This window comes from Streptomyces speibonae (assembly GCF_984686075.1).
Genome location: NZ_OZ480260.1, coordinates 6,314,904 through 6,332,946, shown reverse-complemented (window position 1 = coordinate 6,332,946; position 18,043 = coordinate 6,314,904). Strand labels below are relative to the sequence as shown.

Sequence of the window (18,043 nt, the reverse complement as noted above, 5' to 3'; positions counted from 1 at the left end):
CGCCGGCCCGCTCATTCCCCGGCGGGTGCCCGCTCCGTGCCCGTGCGCTGGTCCAGCTCGCGCCAGAAACCCGCCCGGATGGCGTAGCGGTCGCGCTCGTCGATCTGGTCGTCCTTGTGGGCGAGCAGCCCGAAGCGGGCCGCGTAGCGCAGCAGTTCGCCGTCGACACGGTGCGGAATGCGCGGGTACATCGCGGACAGCTTCTGGATGTGGCTCTGGTCGCCGAGCCGCTCCACCCAGCGCCGGGCGAAGACCTGCCCGACCTCGAAGGGGTCACCGCCGACGGTGGTGATGTCCTCCTCGCGGTCCGCCCACCGCTGTTCCGCGGTGGTCAGCTGGGCGAGGGTCGGCATGGTCGCGGCATCGGGCGGCTCGGCCACGGGCCGGTCCACCCAGCCCTTGTCGGACGACCAGCGCAGCGTCGCGGAGGCGGGCTGCTGGGGCTGGTGCGGGCCGGGGCCGCGCAGCGCCGCCAGGTCCTTCGGGGTGGGCACCCCCTTCGTGGGCGCCCGCTCGGCGGTGCCGTTGTGCGCGGCGGCGGCCGGGTGCGGCGGTTCCTGCACGGTCCGCTCGGCCGCCGCGGCCAGCGCGGAGTCCGGCAGCGGGGCGGAGAGGATCGCGGCGATCTCGGGACGGGGCGCGGGCGGTGGCGCGCACACCCCGGTGAACTCCTTGGCGCGTACCGCCCGGGTGATCCACGCCCGGTCCAGCACACGGCGCTCGTCGGCCTCGGCGACCAGGTCCTCGGACTGGTTGTAGTCGCCGTCGGCGGCCTGCACGGCCCACAGGTGGACGGCGACGCCGTGCTCCTTGGCCGCCATCATCCCGGGCAGCAGATCACCGTCGCCGGTGACCAGCACGATGTCGGAGCAGGCGCGGTTGCGGGCCAGCTCGGTCAGCTCGGCGTGCATCGCGGCGTCCACGCCCTTCTGCGCCCAGCGGCCGTCACTGCGGGTCAGCGCCCCCAGCCGGACGGTGACCCGGGGCATCACGCGCATCCTGCGGTGCTCGGGCTGCGGAACGCGGTCGGGGGCGCCGTCGAACCAGTAGATGCGCAGCAGCGGTTGCCGCGTGTCGTTCTCGGCTCGTTCGCGCAGCCCCTGGATGAGGGCGGCGTGGTCCACGGTGATGCGGGACCGTGAAGGCTCCCCGGCGAGGAGACTGGCGGCGGCCCCCAGCAGATACCCGGCGTCCACCAGGACGATGCAGCGGTCCACGCGATCCACCCTCTTTCCGGGAGGTTTGCTTCGGGCTTGCTTCGAGTCTGCCCGACCTCGCCGGGGTTAACGGCCCGAACTCGATCTTCGGCGTGGCGTTTCCACACTTCCTCCCCCGGACCGCCCGGGTCACGCACGGTAATTGTCCGACATGCGTGGGTCATCGGACTGTGTGAATCTGATTCCGGCCCTGGCCCCTAGTCCCCCACAGGAGGCATCACCATGGCCAAGAACAAGAACCGTGACCGTAAGCAGCCCCAGGCCGAGCGCGCCCCGCGCACGTCGCAGTCGTCCACGATGGAGACGCCGGACGAGCAGCGCACCACGCAGGTCGTGCCCGGCGAGGTGGGCCGAGGCAAGGGCCGGCAGAAGCGCTTCGGCCACAACTGACATCCGTGTGACGGACCGTAGCGGCCCGGGTACGGGAACGAGGGGCGCACCCACCACAGGGTGCGCCCCTCACGCGCGTGGGCCGGACGGGATCCGCTAGCCCGCGAGGCAGGACGGTCCGAGGAGGACCTTCAGATCACCGAAGAGCGCCGGGTCCGGCTTGACCCGGTGCCGGTCGAGGCGCAGCACCGTCGTCTTCGTAGGCCCCTGGAGCTTGATCCGGACCTCGCTGTCGCCCTTGTGGTGGGTGAGGATCTCACCGAGCCTGCTGACCATCGGGGGTGTCACGCGGGTCGCCGGGATGGTGAGCACCACGGGCGCGTTGGTGCCCGCGTTGGACAGGTCGGGGATCATCAGCTCCATCGCGACCAGCCGCGGCACGTCCTCGCGCTTGTCGAGCCGTCCCTTGACGAAGACCACGGCGTCCTCGACGAGTTGCGTGGAGACGAGCTGGTACGTCGCCGGGAAGAACATGCACTCGATGGAACCGGCGAGGTCCTCCACCGTGGCGATCGCCCAGGCGTTGCCCTGCTTGGTCATCTTGCGCTGGAGGCCGGAGATGATCCCGCCGATGGTGACCACCGCCCCGTCGCCGAAGTCACCGCCGGTGAGCTGGGAGATGCCCGCGTCGGCCTTGTCGGACAGCACGTGCTCCAGGCCGAACAGCGGGTGGTCGGAGACGTAGAGACCGAGCATCTCGCGCTCCTGCGCGAGCAGGTACGTCTTGTCCCACTCGTCGTCGGTGAACTGCACGTCCAGGCCGAAGCCGGGCTCGTCGCCCTGGTCCTCGCCCATGCCGCCGAACAGGTCGAACTGCCCCTCGGCCTCCTTGCGCTTGACCGCCACCACGTTGTCGATCATCGGCTCGTACTGCGCGGTGAGGCCCTTGCGGGTGTGCCCCATGGAGTCGAAGGCACCGGCTTTGATCAGCGACTCCGTGGTCCGCTTGTTGCAGACGACCGCGTCGACCTTGTCGAGGTAGTCGGGGAACGAGGCGTACTTCCCCTTGGCCTTGCGGCACTTGATGATCGACTCCACGACGTTGGTGCCGACGTTGCGCACCGCGGAGAGGCCGAAGAGGATCACGTCGTCGCCCTGCGCGGCGAAGTTGGACTCGGACTCGTTGACGTTCGGCGGGAGCACCTTGATGCCCATGCGGCGGCACTCGTTGAGGTAGACCGCCGACTTGTCCTTGTCGTCCTTGACCGAGGTGAGCAGCGCGGCCATGTACTCGGCGGGGTGGTTCGCCTTCAGATAGGCGGTCCAGTACGACACCAGTCCGTACGCGGCGGAGTGCGCCTTGTTGAACGCGTAGCCGGCGAAGGGCACCAGCACGTCCCACAGGGCCTGGATGGCTTCGTCGCTGTAGCCGTTCTTGCGGGCACCGGCCTGGAAGATGGTGAAGTTCTTCGCCAGTTCCTCGGGCTTCTTCTTGCCCATCACGCGGCGGAGGATGTCGGCCTCGCCGAGCGAGTAGCCGGCGATGATCTGGGCGGCCTTCTGCACCTGCTCCTGGTAGACGATCAGGCCGTAGGTGACGTCCAGGACCTCCTTGAGCGGTGCCTCCAGCTCGGGGTGGATCGGGGTGATCTCCTGCTGGCCGTTCTTGCGCAGGGCGTAGTTGGTGTGCGAGTTCATGCCCATCGGGCCCGGCCGGTACAGGGCCGACACGGCGGAGATGTCCTCGAAGTTGTCCGGCTTCATCAGCCGGAGCAGGGAGCGCATCGGTCCGCCGTCGAACTGGAACACGCCGAGGGTGTCGCCGCGCTGGAGGAGGTCGAAGGTCGTCGGGTCGTCCAGGGGCAGCGCCAGCAGGTCGATGTCGACGCCCTTGTTGGCCTTCACCATCTTGACGGCGTCGTCCATGATGGTCAGGTTGCGCAGGCCCAGGAAGTCCATCTTCAGCAGGCCGAGCGACTCACAGCTCGGGTAGTCCCACTGCGTGATGGTCACGCCGTCGGTGTGCCTGACCCAGACCGGGACGTGGTCGGTGATGGTCTCGCTGGACATGATCACGCCGGCGGCGTGCACGCCCATCTGCCGCACCAGGCCCTCCACACCGCGCGCGGTGTCGATGACCTTCTTCACGTCCGGCTCGTTCTCGTACATCCCGCGGACCTCGCCGGCCTCAGAGTACCGGGGGTGGTCCGGGTCCGTGATGCCGGACAGCGGGATGCCCTTGCCGAGGACGTCGGCGGGCATCGCCTTGGTGATGCGGTCGCCCATCGCGTACGGGTAGCCCAGCACGCGCGCGGAGTCCTTGATGGCGTTCTTGGCCTTGATGGTGCCGTAGGTGCCGATCATGGCGACCTTGTCGGCGCCGTACTTCTCCGTGACGTACCGGATCACCTCGACGCGCCGGCGCTCGTCGAAGTCGATGTCGACGTCGGGCATGGAGATGCGCTCGGGGTTGAGGAACCGCTCGAAGATCAGACCATGCGGGATCGGGTCGAGGTCGGTGATGCCGAGGGCGTAGGCGACGATCGAGCCGGCCGCGGAGCCACGGCCGGGGCCGACCGCGATGCCCTGCTTCTTGGCCCACATGATGAAGTCGGCGACCACGAGGAAGTAGCCCGGGAAGCCCATCGAGATGATGGTGTCCATCTCGTACTCGACCTGCTTCATGCGGTCGTCCGGGATGCCGTCGGGGAACCGGCGGTGCATGCCCCGCATGGTCTCCTCGCGGAACCAGGACACCTCGGTGTAGCCCTCGGGGATGTCGAACTTGGGCATCAGGTCGCGCTTTTCGAACATGCCCGTGGTGTCGACCATCTCGGCGATCAGCCGGGTGTTGGCGCAGCCCTGCTGCCAGGCGTCCGACGAGTCGATGGCGTACATCTCGTCGGTGGACTTCAGGTAGTAGCCGGTGCCGTCGAACTTGAAGCGGTCGGGGTCGGAGAGGTTCTTGCCGGTCTGGATGCACAGCAGCGCGTCGTGGGCGCCCGCCTCGTGCGCGTACGTGTAGTGCGAGTCGTTGGTGACCAGCGGGGGGATGCCGAGTTTCTTCCCGATCTCCAGCAGCCCGTCGCGGACCCGGTGCTCGATGTCGATGCCGTGGTCCATCAGCTCCAGGAAGTAGCGGTCCTTGCCGAAGATGTCCTGGTAGTCGGCGGCGGCCTTGAGGGCCTCGTCGAAGTGGCCGAGGCGCAGCCGGGTCTGCACCTCGCCGGAGGGGCAGCCGGTGGAGGCGACGATGCCCTCGGACCACTGCGCGATGGTCTCCTTGTCCATCCGGGGCCACTTCTGCAGCCAGCCCTCGGCGTAGGCGTCGGAGGAGAGCCGGAAGAGGTTGTGCAGTCCGGTGCTGTTCACCGCCCACATCGTCTTGTGGGTGTAGCCGCCGGAACCGGAGACGTCGTCCCGCTTCTGGTGCGGCTGGCCCCACTGGATCTTGCGCTTGTTGCGCCGGGACTCGGGGGCGACATAGGCCTCGATCCCGATGATCGGGGTGACTCCGGCCTTCTGGGCGGAGTGGAAGAAGTCGTACGCCCCGTGCAGATTGCCGTGGTCGGACATGGCGATGTGCGTCATGCCCATCTCGTTGCAGGCGTTGAACATGTCCTTCAGCCGCGCGGCACCGTCCAGCAGCGAGTACTGGGTGTGGACGTGCAGGTGCGTGAACGGCGGCTTCGACACGGTGCGGCCTCCTGGGAGAACAGGCGGTGACGGGGGGACGGACGGTCCGGGGGTCAGCGTCGAAGTCTATGCCCAGGGACTGACACGACACGCCCGTCCCGACGTACCTTCGGGCGGTGGCGCGGGCACTCCCGTGCCCGGCCGCACGTTAGGCAGGGGACGGACCAGCCGTTCCGAGAATCTTGCACCTGGAGGCAGAAAGCGATGTCGGTCCCGCAGCTCAACGACGAGCACCGCGGCGAGGAGATCCTCGCCGTCCTCGACACCGCCTTCGGCGAGCTCCTCGCCGCCGACCCGGCCGCGTTCCGGGTGAAGTTCCGGAAGATGGCGGCGTCGGCGTTCGCCTTCTACCGCGGGACGGCGTGCCTCTTCTACCACGATCTGGACCCCGAGCGACGGGGCGGGCCCTACCTGGACGAGCGCACCTCGCGCGTGTGGATCCACGGCGATCTCCACGCGGAGAACTTCGGCACGTACATGGACTCCAACGGCCGCCTGGTCTTCAACGTCAACGACTTCGACGAGGCCTACGTCGGCCCCTTCACCTGGGACCTCAAGCGGTTCGCGGCCTCCATGGCGCTGATCGGCTACGCCAAGGCGCTCAGCGACGAGCAGATCGGCGAGCTGGTCACCATCTACGGAGCGGCCTACCGGGAGCGCATCCACGCGCTGGCCACCGGCGCCAAGAGCGACGAGGTGCCGCCGTTCACCCTGGACACCGCCCAGGGCCCGCTGCTCGACGCGCTGCGCGACGCCCGGTCGCTGACCCGGTTCGGGCTGCTGGACTCGATGACCGAGATCCGCGACTTCGAGCGCCGTTTCGCCCCCGGCGGCGGCGCCGTCGAGCTGGACGCGGCCACGCGCTACAAGGTGCTCGCGGCCTTCGACGGCTATCTGGAGACGCTGCCGGACGCCTCGCTGGCCCGCCCGGACTCCTACCGCGTGAAGGACGTCGTGGGCCGGCGCGGCATCGGCATCGGCTCGGCCGGGCTGCCGTCGTACAACATCCTGCTGGAGGGGCACAGCGACGCCCTGGAGAACGATGTCGTGATCTACATCAAGCAGGCCCAGACCCCCGCGGTCTCCCGGCACATCACCGACCCGGACATCCGGGACTACTTCCAGCACGAGGGGCACCGCACGGTCATCTCCCAGCGCGCCCTCCAGGCGCACGCCGACCCGTGGCTGGGCTGGACGGAGCTGGACGGCTCGGGGCAGCTGGTCGCCGAGGTCTCGCCGTACGCGGTGGACCTGGACTGGAGCGACATCGACGACCCGGAGGAGATCGCCCTGGTCGTCGCCGACCTGGGCCGGGCCACGGCGACGATGCACGCGGCGGCGGACGACACCTCCGGGGAGTCCCTGGTGCCGTTCTCCACCGAGCGCGCCATCGACGCGGCGATCGCCGCCGACGAGGACTCCCTGATCCCGCTGCTGGTCGACTTCGCCCACGACTACGGCGCCCGCGCCCGCGCCGACCACCAGATCTTCCTCGACCTGTTCCGCAACGGCAGGATTCCGGGACTGTAACCATCGAGGCATCCACAGGAACCCTTTAGGGATCCCTTACCGGAGCACGTGACACACTCGTTCCCGCCATGGACATATCCGGAACCCAGCTCAGAGCCGTTCGCGCGGCGCTGTTCACGGCTGTCGTCGTGACGCTCAGCAGCGCGTCGCACGTGCTGCTGTCCGGGGCTCCGCTGCCGGTGAACACGGTGGCCGCGGTCGCCGCCGCCGTGTTCCTCCTGGCGTACGCCCTGGCGGGGCGGGAGCGTTCCTTCGGGCGGATCGCCGCCCTGCTGATCCCGCTGGAGCTGGCCGCCGACACGGTCTTCACCACCGGCCAGCACGTCTGCTACGGCCGGATGGGCGGGCCCGTCGCGGGTCCGCTGCGGTCCGTCGGCTTCGACGTGCTGTGTGGCGACGGCGCAAGCGTCGGCGCACCGCTGGCCCGGGTCACCGGGCCCGCCGCCGAGGGCGGCGACCGGCTTGCGGCGCTGCTCGCCCAGGCCGACCCGGCCACCGCCTGGATGCTGCTCGGCGCGCACATCGGGGTGGGATTGCTGGCCGCCGCCTGGCTGCGCCGCGGCGAACGGGCGCTGGCCCAGCTGCTGAGCGCGATCACCGCGACGACGTTCCGTCCGCTGCTGCTGGCGGTCGCCGCGGTGAGCGTGCGCCGGGCCCCCGAGGCCCCGCGTCCGGGCCGTCCGGTCCGCCGTACCGCCGTCGCCCGGACCCTGCTGCTCGCACACTCCCTGGGACGTCGCGGACCGCCGTGCTCCGTCGCCGCCCGCGCCTGAGGCCGGCGGCACGACCCGAGCACCAGCGGTCCCCCGTACGTATTCCGCACACGACCCGTGTGCGTCCTTTGTGGAGACATCACCATGAGCAAGCGGAACAGCCAGGCGGCGAAGACGGCGGCCCGGGAGCGGCTGCGCCAGGAGCGCGAGCGGCAGGCGAAGAAGGCGAAGGCCAAGCGGCAGATCGTGGTCGCCCTGTCGGTCGTGGGCGTCCTGGCCGCGGCCGGCGGCATCGGCTACGCGGTCGTCCAGGCCAACAAGCCCAGCGCCTGGGAGGCGGCGAAGGACGCCGAGCTCGTCAAGCCGGCCAACAGCACCGGCGAGAACGGCACGACCGTCGTCATCGGCAAGCCGGAGGCGAAGAAGACCCTCGAGCTGTACGAGGACCCGCGCTGCCCGATCTGCGCCTCGTTCGAGCAGACGGTCGGCGAGACCATCGAGAAGGACGTCGAGGACGGCAAGTACAAGGTCCGCTTCATAGGCGCCTCGTTCCTCGACCGCAACCTGACGGGTGAGGGTTCCAAGAACGCGCTGAGCGCCCTGGGCGCGGCGCTGAACGTCAGCCCCGAGGCGTTCCTGGCCTACAAGAGCGCGCTGTACTCGGCCGAGTACCACCCCGAGGAGTCGGACGACAAGTTCAAGGACGACGCGTACCTGATCAAGGTCGCCGACACCGTGGACGCGCTGAAGGGGAACAAGGAGTTCCAGGCGGCCGTGAACGACGGCACCTACGACCGGTGGGCGCTGGAGATGTCGGACACCTTCGACGACAGCGACGTCCAGGGCACCCCGACGCTGATGGTGGACGGCGAGAAGCTCACCGGTGCCGACGGGAAGAACGCGCCGATGACGGTGGAGGAGTTCAACACGGCCGTCGACAAGGCGCTCAAGGGCTGATCCCCGGCCGTCCCGCGCACGGGGCGGCGGCACGCCGAGGAGCGGGTGAACGTTCACGAGTTCGCCCGCTCCGGTGCTCTGGCGTGTACCTGTCAGTAACCTGTTCGGCTGTGACCAGTCGACACGGACCACTCGAGAGCGCGGTCTCCGCCACCGCGGACGCCCACACCCCTCCTTCCCCGCGCCGCCGCACGGTCGTCAAGGCGGCCGCCGCCACCGCGGCGCTGGCCGGACCCCTGGCCGCCGCGCTGCCCGCCCGGGCGGCGCGGCAGGCCCCCGCCTTCCTGCACGGGGTCGCCTCGGGCGATCCGCTGCCGGACGGCATCCTGCTGTGGACCCGGGTGACACCGGTGCCGGAGGCGGCACCCGGCTCGGGGCTCGGACCCGACACCGAGGTGAGCTGGACCGTCGCCCGCGACAAGGCGTTCACCGACGTCGTCGCGCGGGGCTCGGCCCTCGCCACGACCGCCTCCGACCACACCGTCAAGGCGGACATCCGCGGCCTGCGGCCGGCCACCGACTACTGGTTCCGCTTCGCCGCCGGCGGCACCGAGTCGCCCGCCGGGCGCACCCGCACCGCCCCGGCCGCCGACGCCGCCGTCGGCGGCCTGCGCCTCGGCGTCGTCTCCTGCGCCAACTGGGAGGCCGGGCACTTCGCCGCGTACCGCCATCTCGCGGCCCGCGGCGATCTGGACGCCTGGCTCCATCTGGGCGACTACATCTACGAGTACCGCAGCGGTGACTACGGCACCCGCGGCACCGTCGTCCGCCCGCACTCCCCCGCCCACGAGATCGTCACCCTCGCCGACTACCGCCTCAGACACGCGACCTGCAAGACCGACCCCGATCTCCAGGCGCTGCACGCCACGGCACCGGTCATCGCGATGTGGGACGACCACGAGTTCGCCAACGACACCTGGTCGGGCGGCGCCGAGAACCACACCGAGGGCGCCGAGGGCACCTGGGCCGCCCGTCAGGCCGCCGCCCGGCAGGCCTACTTCGAGTGGATGCCGGTCCGCCCCGCCGTCGAGGGCACCACCTACCGCCGGCTGCGCTTCGGCAGGCTCGCCGACCTGTCCCTGCTCGATCTGCGCTCGTTCCGCTCCCAGCAGGTCTCCACCGGCGACGGCGACGTCGACGACCCGGACCGCACGCTCACCGGACGCGCCCAGCTGGACTGGCTGAAGGCGGGTCTGTCGGCCTCCGACACCACCTGGCGGCTGGTCGGCACCTCGGTGATGATCTCGCCGTTCTCCGTCGGCGCCCTCCCCGCGAGCCTGCTGAGACCCCTGGCGAAGCTGCTGGGCCTGCCGCAGGAAGGGCTCGCCCTCAACACCGACCAGTGGGACGGCTACACCGACGACCGGCGCGAACTCCTCGCCCATCTGCGGGCGAACGCCATCGGCAACACCGTCTTCCTCACCGGCGACATCCACATGGCGTGGGCCAACGACGTGCCGGTGAACGCCGGGACCTATCCGCTGTCGGCCTCCGCCGCCACGGAGTTCGTCGTCACCTCGGTCACCTCCGACAACCTCGACGACATCGTCGGGGTGCCCGAGGGCGCCGTCACCGCGCTCGCCTCGCCGCTGATCCGGGCCGCCAACCGGCACGTCCACTGGGTGGACACCGACCGCCACGGCTACGGCGTCCTGGACATCACCGCGGAGCGGGCGCAGATGGACTACTACGTGCTGTCCGGCCGCACGGGGCGGAACGCCACCGCGTCCTGGGCCCGCTCCTACCGCACCCGCAGCGGCACCCAGCGGGCCGAGCGCGCCTACGACCCGGTCTGATCCGGCCGGTCCGGCTCTCCGGCTCAGCTCTCCAGCGACCCGAGGAAGCCGAGCGCCACCCGCCAGGTGGCCTCGGCGGCCTCCTCGTCGAAGTCCGGCAGGTCGGGGTCGGTGTAGAGGTGGCCCGCGCCCGCGTACCGGTACACCTCCACGTCGGCACCGGCCCGGCCCATCCGCAGGTACCAGGCGGTGAGCCAGTCGTCCGTCTCGAACGGGTCCGGCTCGGCGACGTGCAGCTGCACCGGCAGCCCGTCCACCGCGGCGTTCTCCGCGAGGTCGGACGTGCCGTGCAGGAGCAGCAGGCCGCGTGCCCTGTCGTCGCCGAGGGCCAGCGTCTGGGCGACGGAGGCGCCGAAGGAGAACCCCGCGTACACCAGCCCGCGCCCGGAGTAGGGGGCGGCGGCCAGCACCGCCCGCTTCAGCAGCTCGTCCCTGCCGGTCTCCTCCTGGTACGCCATGCCCTCCTCGACCGTGTCGAACGTGCGGCCCTCGAAGAGGTCGGGCGTCCACACCTCGTGTCCCGCCGCGCGCAGCCGGTCGGCCGCCCGGGCCACCGCGGGCCGCGGACCGTAGGTCGGGTGAAAGAGCATGATGTTCATGCGGCCCATGGTGCCAGCCGGGTACGGTACGCCGGTCCCGGACCGCGGTCGCACCCGCGATGGTGCGAATCTCACATGTCCGCACCCGCGCGACCCGGTTAGGTTCGGGTCCGGCCCGGTTAGGTTCGGGGGCATGGATGACGTGCTCCGCCCCCTGATCGTGGTCGGCGGATCGATCGTGCTCACGCTGCTGCTCGGCTGGGCCACCGATCTGCTGCTGCGCAAGGCCGACCAACGCCACCCCGAGACGCCGCTCTGGGGCCTGCTGCGCCGCGGCCGTGTGCCCTACCAGATGGTCGTCTGCGCGGCCCTGCTCAGAGGGTCCTACGAGCAGGCGCAGCTGCTGAAGGACCACGCGGTCGGTGTCGGCCGGGTCCTGACGCTGGTGCTGATCGGCGCGGCGGCCTGGCTGGCGGTCCGGATCGCGGCCGCGGTCGTCGAGACCTCGTACTCGCGGTACGCCAGCACCCACCGCGAGCGGGACCCCGCCCGGGTGCGCCGGGTGCGCACCCAGGTGACGCTCATCCAGCGCGTGGTGACCGCGGTCGTCGGGGTGGTGGCGGCGGCCGCCATGCTGCTGACGTTCCCCGCGATGCGTGCCGCCGGGGCCTCGCTGCTGGCCTCGGCGGGCATCCTCGGCATCGTCGCCGGTGTGGCCGCCCAGTCCACGCTGAGCAACATGTTCGCCGGGCTGCAGATCGCCTTCGGCGACATGGTCCGCATCGGCGACACGGTGATCGTGGACGGCGAGTGGGGCACGGTGGAGGAGATCACCCTCACCTTCCTGACCGTCCGCACCTGGGACGAGCGCCGGATCACCATGCCGGTGTCGTACTTCACCTCCAAGCCGTTCGAGAACTGGTCGCGCGGCACCCCGCAGATGACCGGCACCGTATTCTGGCACCTCGACCACTCGGCCCCGCTGGACGCGATGCGCGAGAAGCTCCGCGACATCCTGCGGGACTGCCCGGCCTGGGACGGCCGCGCCTACAACCTGACCGTGACGGACTCCACGCCCAGCACCATGGAGGTGCGTGCCCTGGCGACGGCCAAGGACGCCTCCGACATCTGGACGGTGCGGGTCACGGTCCGCGAGCAGATGATCCGCTGGCTGGCCGCCGAGCACCCCTACGCGCTGCCCCGGGTCAACGCGGCCGACGCGGTGCTGCCGCCGGCCCACGGCCGGCACTCCTCCGACACCGTGCCGCCGGCCCGCCGGGTGCACCGCCATCCGAAGGAGCGCAGCGGTCCTCAGTGACCGCGTTCGGCGCCGCCGTTGACCTGGACGATCTGCGAGGTGATGTGTCCGGCGGCCGGGGAGGCCAGCCAGTGCAGGGTCGCCGCGACGTCCCCCGGCGTCCCCGCCCGCTTGTCCGACGTCTCGTCGGTCAGCTGGGCCCGCCGCTCCTCGTCCATGCCGTCGTCGCCGAAGAACCCCGTGTCCTCGATGTAGCCGGGGGCGACCACGTTCACGGTGATGCCGTGCGGGCCGAGGCCGCGGGCCAGGGCGTGGGCGTAGGGGTGCAGCGACGCCTTGGCCGCCGCGTAGGACGCCCGTCCGGAGCCGCGGTAGGCGGCGATGGAGCTGAGGAACAGCACCCGGCCGCCGGGCACGGCGAGCCGGTCCCGCAGGGCCTCGGTGAGGAGCACGGCGGTCAGCACGTTGAGCCGGAAGTTGACCGTCCAGTCGCGGGCGACCGCGTCGAGCGGGTCGTCGCCGCCCACCGGCGGTTCCAGCAGGCCGTTGCCCCCGGCGCTGTGGATCAGTACGTCCACGGCGCCGAACTCCCGGCCCACGAAGGCGGCCACTCCCCGGACGGCCTCCGGATCGGCCAGGTCGGCGGCGTAGGTGAGCGCGCCCGGCACCGGGGCCCGTTCCAGGACGTCCCCGCGCCGGCCGAGCAGCAGCACCTGATCGCCGTCGGCGGCGAACACCCGCGCGGCGGCCAGTCCGATGCCGGTACCGCCCCCGCTGATCACAACGTTCCGAGTCATGCCGAAACCCTACGAACCGACGGCCGCCGGCGCCGGTAACCCCGCGCGGTCACCGCAGACTCCGCACGTCCAGATGACGCAGCACCCGGTCCACCACCTCGGGATCGGCGCCCGGTTCGCTGCGGGCCGTCAGCACCTCGTGCCGGGCGGCGCTGAGCATCTCCGACTCGATGCGGCGCACCCGCTTCAGCCGCCGCGACCACTGCCGGGACGCCTCGCGCCGCTCGTCCTGCGCCATGTCCGGGCTGATCCGCACCCCGACGTCGTAGGCCCTGCGCAGCATCTGCTCGGACAGGTCCTCCGGCAGGTCCTCGACCTCCTCGATCTCCCGCAGTCTCCGCTTGGCCGCCTTCGCCGCCCGGACCGCCAGCTGCCGCTCGAACTCCTTCTCGCGCCCGGTGCCGCCGCGCACCCCGAGCCGGTTCACCAGCCACGGCAGGGTCAGCCCCTGCACCAGCAGCGTGGTCAGCACCACGCCGAACGCGATGAAGATCAGCTCGCTCCGGGCGGGGAAGTCCTCACCGCCGTCGGTCTCCAGCGGAAGGGCGAGGACCAGCGCGACCGAGGCCACCCCGCGCATGCCCGACCACCACATCACCACGGTCTCACGCCAGCTGACCGGGATGTCCTCACCGACGTCCCGCGCGGTGTGCAGCCGCTTCGTCAGCCAGGTCGCCGGGAGCAGCCACACCAGCCGGACCAGGACGACCACGCCCACCACCGCCGCCGACCAGGTGAGCAGCTCGCCCCAGTGGCCCTCCGCGGTGTCCACCGCGTTGTGCAGTTCGAGGCCGACCAGTCCGAAGGCGACACCGGTGACGAGGGTGTCCACGATGTCCCAGAAGGTGTGCGGCGAGCCGCGCCATGACGTCGTCGGCGTCGGTGGCGTACTCCACGAGGTACAGCGCGGTGACGAGCACCCCGAGCACCCCGGAGCCGTGCAGTTCCTCGGCCAGGACGTAGGCGGCGAACGGCACCAGCAGGGTCAGGGCGACCTGGAGGGTCGGGTCCCCGAGCAGGCCCATCAGCTTGTTGGTGCCCCAGCCGAGCAGGAGCCCGACCACGACCGCCACGACGGCCGACAGCACCAGGTCGAGACCGGCCTCCCAGGGCGAGAAGGTGCCGCTCACGGCAGCGGCGATCGCCACGTGGTAGAGGACGATGGCCGTGACGTCGTTGAACAGCCCCTCGCCCTCCAGGATCGACACCAGCCGGCGCGGCAGCCCCAGCTTCCCGGCGACGGCGGTCGCCGCGACCGGGTCGGGCGGCGCCACCAGGGCGCCGAGGGCGACGGCGGCGGCCAGCGGCAGCCCCGGCACGATCGCGTCGGCGACGACCGCCACGCAGAGCGTGGTGACGAAGACCAGCGCCACGGCCAGCAGGAGGATCGGCCTGACGTTCGCCGCGAACTGGCGCCAGGAGGTCCGGCGCACGGCGGCGTACAGCAGGGGCGGCAGCACGATCGGAAGGATCAGCTCCGGCGGGACGTCGATGTTCGGGACGAACTCCAGCAGCGCCAGCACGATCCCGAACACCGTCATCAGCACCGGTGCCGGCAGCCGCAGCCGCTCTCCGACGGGGACGCTCACCACCGCCCCGAGCAACAGGACGAAGAGCAGGGCCAGCTGATCCACGGTCAGCGCTCCCGGGGGGGTTCGACGATCCATCGGCGGCATTCAGCCTGCCACGTCGCCGCCCCGCCGGGGCGTCAGCGGGCTCCGGGCTCCAGCACGCGCCGCATCGCCCGGTGCGGCATCCCGGCGTCCGGGAACTCGGGGCCGTACGCCACGTAGCCCAGCCGCTCGTAGAAGCCGAGGGCGTGGGTCTGCGCGTGCAGGTCGACGGCGGTGAGCCCCAGGTCGCGGGCCGCCTGCTCGATGGCCCGCACCAGGGCCGCGCCGACGCCCCGGCCGCGTGCGTCGCGGGTCACCGCGAGCCGGCCCAGGGAGCCGGCCGCCGGGTCGCCGCCGTTCTTCGCCGCGGCGGCCGCGCCGTGCAGCAGCCGCCCGGTGCCGAGCGGTGTGCCGTCCTCCCCGATCGCCAGCACATGCACGGCGCCGGCGTCGTGGGCGTCGTACTCGATGTCCTCGGGGACGCCCTGCTCGGCGACGAAGACGTCCTTGCGCACGGCGAAGCACGCCTCGCGGTCCGCGGGCTCGCGCGCCACACGGACGACGTGGGGACGGGTCATGCGTAGGTCTCCTCGCGGACCCGGTCCAGGGCCTGCTGCAGGTCCTCGGGGTAGTCGCAGCCGAACTCCACCCACTGCCCGTCGCCGGGGTGCTCGAAGCCGAGCCGCACCGCGTGCAGCCACTGGCGGGTCAGCTTCAGCCGCTTGGCGAGCGTGGGGTCGGCGCCGTAGGTGAGGTCGCCGACGCAGGGGTGCCGGTGGGCGGCCATGTGGACGCGGATCTGGTGGGTGCGGCCGGTCTCCAGTTTGACGTCGAGGAGGGACGCGGCGCGGAAGGCCTCGATCAGGTCGTAGTGCGTCACGGACGGCTTGCCTTCGGCGGTGACCGCCCACTTGTAGTCGTGCTGCGGGTGGCGGCCGATGGGGGCGTCGATGGTGCCGCTGGTGGGGTCGGGGTGGCCCTGGACGAGCGTGTGGTAGCGCTTGTCGACCGTGCGCTCCTTGAACTGGCGCTTCAGCGACGTGTACGCGTACTCCGACTTGGCGACCACCATCAGCCCGGAGGTGCCGACGTCGAGGCGGTGCACGATGCCCTGGCGCTCGGCGGCGCCGGAGGTCGAGATGCGGTACCCGGCGGCGGCGAGACCGCCGATGACCGTGGGGCCGGTCCAGCCGGGCGAGGGGTGGGCGGCGACGCCGACGGGCTTGACGATCACGACCACGTCCTCGTCGTCGTGCACGATCTCCATGCCCTCGACCGGCTCGGCGACCACCCGCACCGGCGCGGGCGCCTGCGGCATCTCCACCTCGAGCCAGGCGCCGCCGCTGACCCGCTCGGACTTGCCGACCACCGAGCCGTCGACCGTGACCTTCCCCGCCGCGGCGAGTTCGGCGGCCTTGGTGCGGGAGAAGCCGAACATCCGGGAGATGGCGGCGTCGACGCGCTCGCCCTCCAGGCCGTCGGGCACGGGCAGGGTACGGATCTCGGGAATCGTGCTCACCCGTCGAGTATGCCGGACGGGGCCGACTACCCCGTACGCGCGTTCAGTCCTTGTGGACGGTGCCGTCCGGGTCGAGGCCACGGAACGACAGCAGCACGATGAGGATGCCGCCGCACACGATCGCCGAGTCCGCCAGGTTGAACACGGCGAAGTGCTTGGGCGCGATGAAGTCGACCACCGCGCCCTCGAAGACGCCCGGGGAGCGGAAGAGCCGGTCGGTGAGGTTGCCGAGGGCACCGCCGAGGAGCAGGCCGAGCGCGATCGCCCAGGGCAGGCTGTAGAGCTTGCGGGCGAGGCGGATGATCACCACGATCACGGCCGCGGCGATCACCGTGAAGATCACGGTGAAGGCCTCGCCGAAGCCGAAGGCCGCGCCCGCGTTGCGGATCGCCTCGAACCGCAGCCAGTCCCCGATGATCTCGATGGGCTCGTGGTGCTCCAGCTTGGCGACCACGATCATCTTGCTGATCAGATCGAGGGCATAGGCGAGCGCGGCGACGGCGAACAGCACGGCGATCCGCCGCTTGCCGCGCGGCCGCCCGGCCTCCGCCGCCGTCCCGTCGGTGCCGGCCGGCTCCTGCCCGTCCCGGGTCTGCTCATCCCGGTCCTGCTGCTCCCGGTCCGCGTCCGGGGTGTCCGGCGTACCGATGATGCGCTCCGCCTCTGCCACGTGAGTCCCTCAGCCTAGGTACCTGACTGAGGACGAGGGTACGGCACGCCCTGCGCGCCCGCCGATCAGTACCGGCGCTCCTGTTTCTGCTTGCACTCCACGCACAGGGTGGCACGGGGAAATGCCTGCATACGGGCCTTTCCGATGGGCTTGCCGCAGCTCTCGCACAGGCCGTAGGTGCCGGCGTCGAGGCGCTGGAGGGCGCGCTCGAACTGGCTGAGCATCTCGCGCGCGTTCGCGGCGAGCGCGAGTTCGTGCTCGCGCGTGATGTTCTTCGTGCCGGTGTCGGCGTCGTCGTCGCCCGCGCCGTCGCCGGAGTCCCGCATCAGGCCGGCCAGCGACTGCTCGGAGGAGGTGATCTCCTCGCGCAGCCGCAGCACCTCGGACATCAGCTCGGCCCGGGCCTCCTCGACCTCTTCCGGAGTCCAGGGTTCCTCGCCCGGACGGACCGCGAGCTCGCCCGGATCCGCCGCGACGAGCCGGGCCTTGGGTACGGCGGTCTTCGCCGCCGTGGCCGCCGTGGCCGCCGGGCCAGGGGTCTTCTTCGCACCCACCGTCGTCACTCCCGTCTGCGCCGCGGCCTCGGCCGCGTCCGCGTCATCGGCCGTGCTGTGCCCGGCCACATCCTGAGTGGACCCACCGGTCCTGCCGCCCCCGCCACGCGCCCGGCCCCGCGCGGACGCCGCCGCTTCGGGGTCGGCGGCCGCCGAGCGTCCAGGCGTCTTCTTCGCCGACGCCTTCTTCGCGGGGGCCTTGCGCGCCGCCTTCCGGCCCGGCGACTTCCGCGCGGAACCCTCCCCGGCAGGCGCCCCCTGCCCGGAGGCCCCGCCGGCCGCCTCCTCCAGTACCGCTTCCCGGACGCCCGCCTTCTCGGCGCCCGCCTTCTTCGCCGCCGCCTTCTTGGCAGCCTTCTTCACGGGGGCAGCCTCCGCCTTCTCGCCGGGGGCCTTGCGCGCCGCCTTCCGGCCCGGCGACTTCCGCGCGGAACCCTCCCCGGCAGGCGCCCCCTGCCCGGAGGCCCCGCCGGCCGCCTCCTCCGGTACCGCTTCCCGGACGCCCGCCTTCTCGGCGCCCGCCTTCTTCGCCGCCCCGCCGGCGGCCTCCCCGGACGAGGCCCCCCGCGCGGCGGCCGTCCTCTTCGACGTACCAGCCACCTCCGAAGCAGACGCCGCGTCCTCCCGTGCGGAACCCCCGGCCGTGCTCTCCTCCGGCGCCTTCCCCGGCGCCCCGCCCGCCTCCGAGGCAGGCCCCGACCGACGCCGGGCGTGCTCCGCCGCGCCCTTGCGGGTGGCGGCCTGTCCTGCGGGACCCGCCGACGCCGTCCCGCCCGTCTCCGGAGGAGATGCCGTGGACTCCCCTGTGGGATCCGTGCCCGGGGGCGGTGCCCCCGCCCCCGCCGACGCGGTCG

The 18,043-nt window shown here is 71.7% G+C and carries 14 protein-coding genes and 1 pseudogene; 6 read left to right on the top strand and 9 right to left on the bottom strand.

Annotation, left to right across the window (positions count from 1 at the left end):
- Positions 1 to 11: 11 nt before the first annotated feature.
- Positions 12 to 1,217, bottom strand: coding sequence for an NYN domain-containing protein (locus tag AC5L3C_RS28430; RefSeq protein WP_493651733.1), 1,206 nt, complete (start codon positions 1,215 to 1,217; stop codon positions 12 to 14).
- Positions 1,218 to 1,439: 222 nt separating this feature from the next.
- Here AC5L3C_RS28430 and AC5L3C_RS28425 point away from each other — a divergent pair, with 222 nt between their 5' ends.
- Positions 1,440 to 1,607, top strand: a complete 168-nt coding sequence (locus tag AC5L3C_RS28425) for a hypothetical protein (RefSeq protein ID WP_164555740.1) — start codon at positions 1,440 to 1,442, stop codon at positions 1,605 to 1,607.
- A 96-nt stretch (positions 1,608 to 1,703) separates the two neighbouring features.
- Here AC5L3C_RS28425 and dnaE read toward each other — a convergent pair whose 3' ends face one another.
- Complete coding sequence (gene dnaE, locus AC5L3C_RS28420; RefSeq protein ID WP_493651732.1) at positions 1,704 to 5,243, bottom strand: DNA polymerase III subunit alpha; 3,540 nt, start codon at positions 5,241 to 5,243, stop codon at positions 1,704 to 1,706.
- 204 nt (positions 5,244 to 5,447) lie between these two features.
- Between dnaE and AC5L3C_RS28415 the strand changes: the two genes are divergently transcribed.
- From AC5L3C_RS28415 to AC5L3C_RS28400, 4 genes are all read left to right on the top strand, one after another.
- The gene (locus AC5L3C_RS28415) at positions 5,448 to 6,773 is read left to right on the top strand and encodes a DUF2252 domain-containing protein (protein WP_493651730.1); all 1,326 of its coding nucleotides are present in this window, start codon (positions 5,448 to 5,450) and stop codon (positions 6,771 to 6,773) included.
- Between the two features lie 68 nt (positions 6,774 to 6,841).
- Complete coding sequence (locus AC5L3C_RS28410) at positions 6,842 to 7,546, top strand: hypothetical protein (protein ID WP_493651728.1); 705 nt, start codon at positions 6,842 to 6,844, stop codon at positions 7,544 to 7,546.
- An 84-nt stretch (positions 7,547 to 7,630) separates the two neighbouring features.
- Entirely contained in the window at positions 7,631 to 8,443 is an 813-nt protein-coding gene (locus AC5L3C_RS28405; RefSeq protein ID WP_493651727.1) for a DsbA family protein, read from the top strand.
- A gap of 110 nt (positions 8,444 to 8,553) precedes the next feature.
- Positions 8,554 to 10,239, top strand: coding sequence for an alkaline phosphatase D family protein (locus tag AC5L3C_RS28400; protein ID WP_493651725.1), 1,686 nt, complete (start codon positions 8,554 to 8,556; stop codon positions 10,237 to 10,239).
- A gap of 23 nt (positions 10,240 to 10,262) precedes the next feature.
- On the opposite strand, the gene AC5L3C_RS28395 is transcribed toward AC5L3C_RS28400, so the two are convergent.
- Positions 10,263 to 10,838, bottom strand: a complete 576-nt coding sequence (locus AC5L3C_RS28395; RefSeq protein WP_493651723.1) for a dienelactone hydrolase family protein — start codon at positions 10,836 to 10,838, stop codon at positions 10,263 to 10,265.
- Between the two features lie 133 nt (positions 10,839 to 10,971).
- Between AC5L3C_RS28395 and AC5L3C_RS28390 the strand changes: the two genes are divergently transcribed.
- Positions 10,972 to 12,096 (top strand): mechanosensitive ion channel family protein, encoded by a 1,125-nt coding sequence (locus AC5L3C_RS28390; protein WP_493651722.1) that lies wholly within the window; start codon positions 10,972 to 10,974, stop codon positions 12,094 to 12,096.
- Here AC5L3C_RS28390 and AC5L3C_RS28385 read toward each other — a convergent pair.
- The 6 genes and pseudogenes from AC5L3C_RS28385 to AC5L3C_RS28360 form a co-directional block, all read right to left on the bottom strand.
- Positions 12,090 to 12,833 carry an SDR family NAD(P)-dependent oxidoreductase gene (locus tag AC5L3C_RS28385; protein WP_493651720.1) on the bottom strand — a complete coding sequence of 248 codons (744 nt, stop codon included), beginning with the start codon at positions 12,831 to 12,833 and terminating at the stop codon, positions 12,090 to 12,092. The two genes, AC5L3C_RS28390 and AC5L3C_RS28385, sit on opposite strands and share 7 nt — an antisense overlap.
- 49 nt (positions 12,834 to 12,882) lie before the next feature.
- Positions 12,883 to 14,467: pseudogene (locus AC5L3C_RS28380) on the bottom strand (Na+/H+ antiporter).
- A 74-nt stretch (positions 14,468 to 14,541) separates the two neighbouring features.
- Complete coding sequence (locus AC5L3C_RS28375; RefSeq protein WP_493651718.1) at positions 14,542 to 15,024, bottom strand: GNAT family N-acetyltransferase; 483 nt, start codon at positions 15,022 to 15,024, stop codon at positions 14,542 to 14,544.
- Positions 15,021 to 15,965, bottom strand: a complete 945-nt coding sequence (locus AC5L3C_RS28370) for an RluA family pseudouridine synthase (RefSeq protein WP_493651717.1) — start codon at positions 15,963 to 15,965, stop codon at positions 15,021 to 15,023. Before AC5L3C_RS28370 ends, AC5L3C_RS28375 begins: the two co-directional genes overlap by 4 nt.
- A gap of 43 nt (positions 15,966 to 16,008) precedes the next feature.
- The gene (gene lspA / locus AC5L3C_RS28365) at positions 16,009 to 16,635 is read right to left on the bottom strand and encodes a signal peptidase II (protein WP_493651716.1); all 627 of its coding nucleotides are present in this window, start codon (positions 16,633 to 16,635) and stop codon (positions 16,009 to 16,011) included.
- A 65-nt stretch (positions 16,636 to 16,700) separates the two neighbouring features.
- Positions 16,701 to 17,789, bottom strand: a complete 1,089-nt coding sequence (locus AC5L3C_RS28360) for a TraR/DksA family transcriptional regulator (RefSeq protein ID WP_493651713.1) — start codon at positions 17,787 to 17,789, stop codon at positions 16,701 to 16,703.
- Positions 17,790 to 18,043 lie beyond the last annotated feature (254 nt).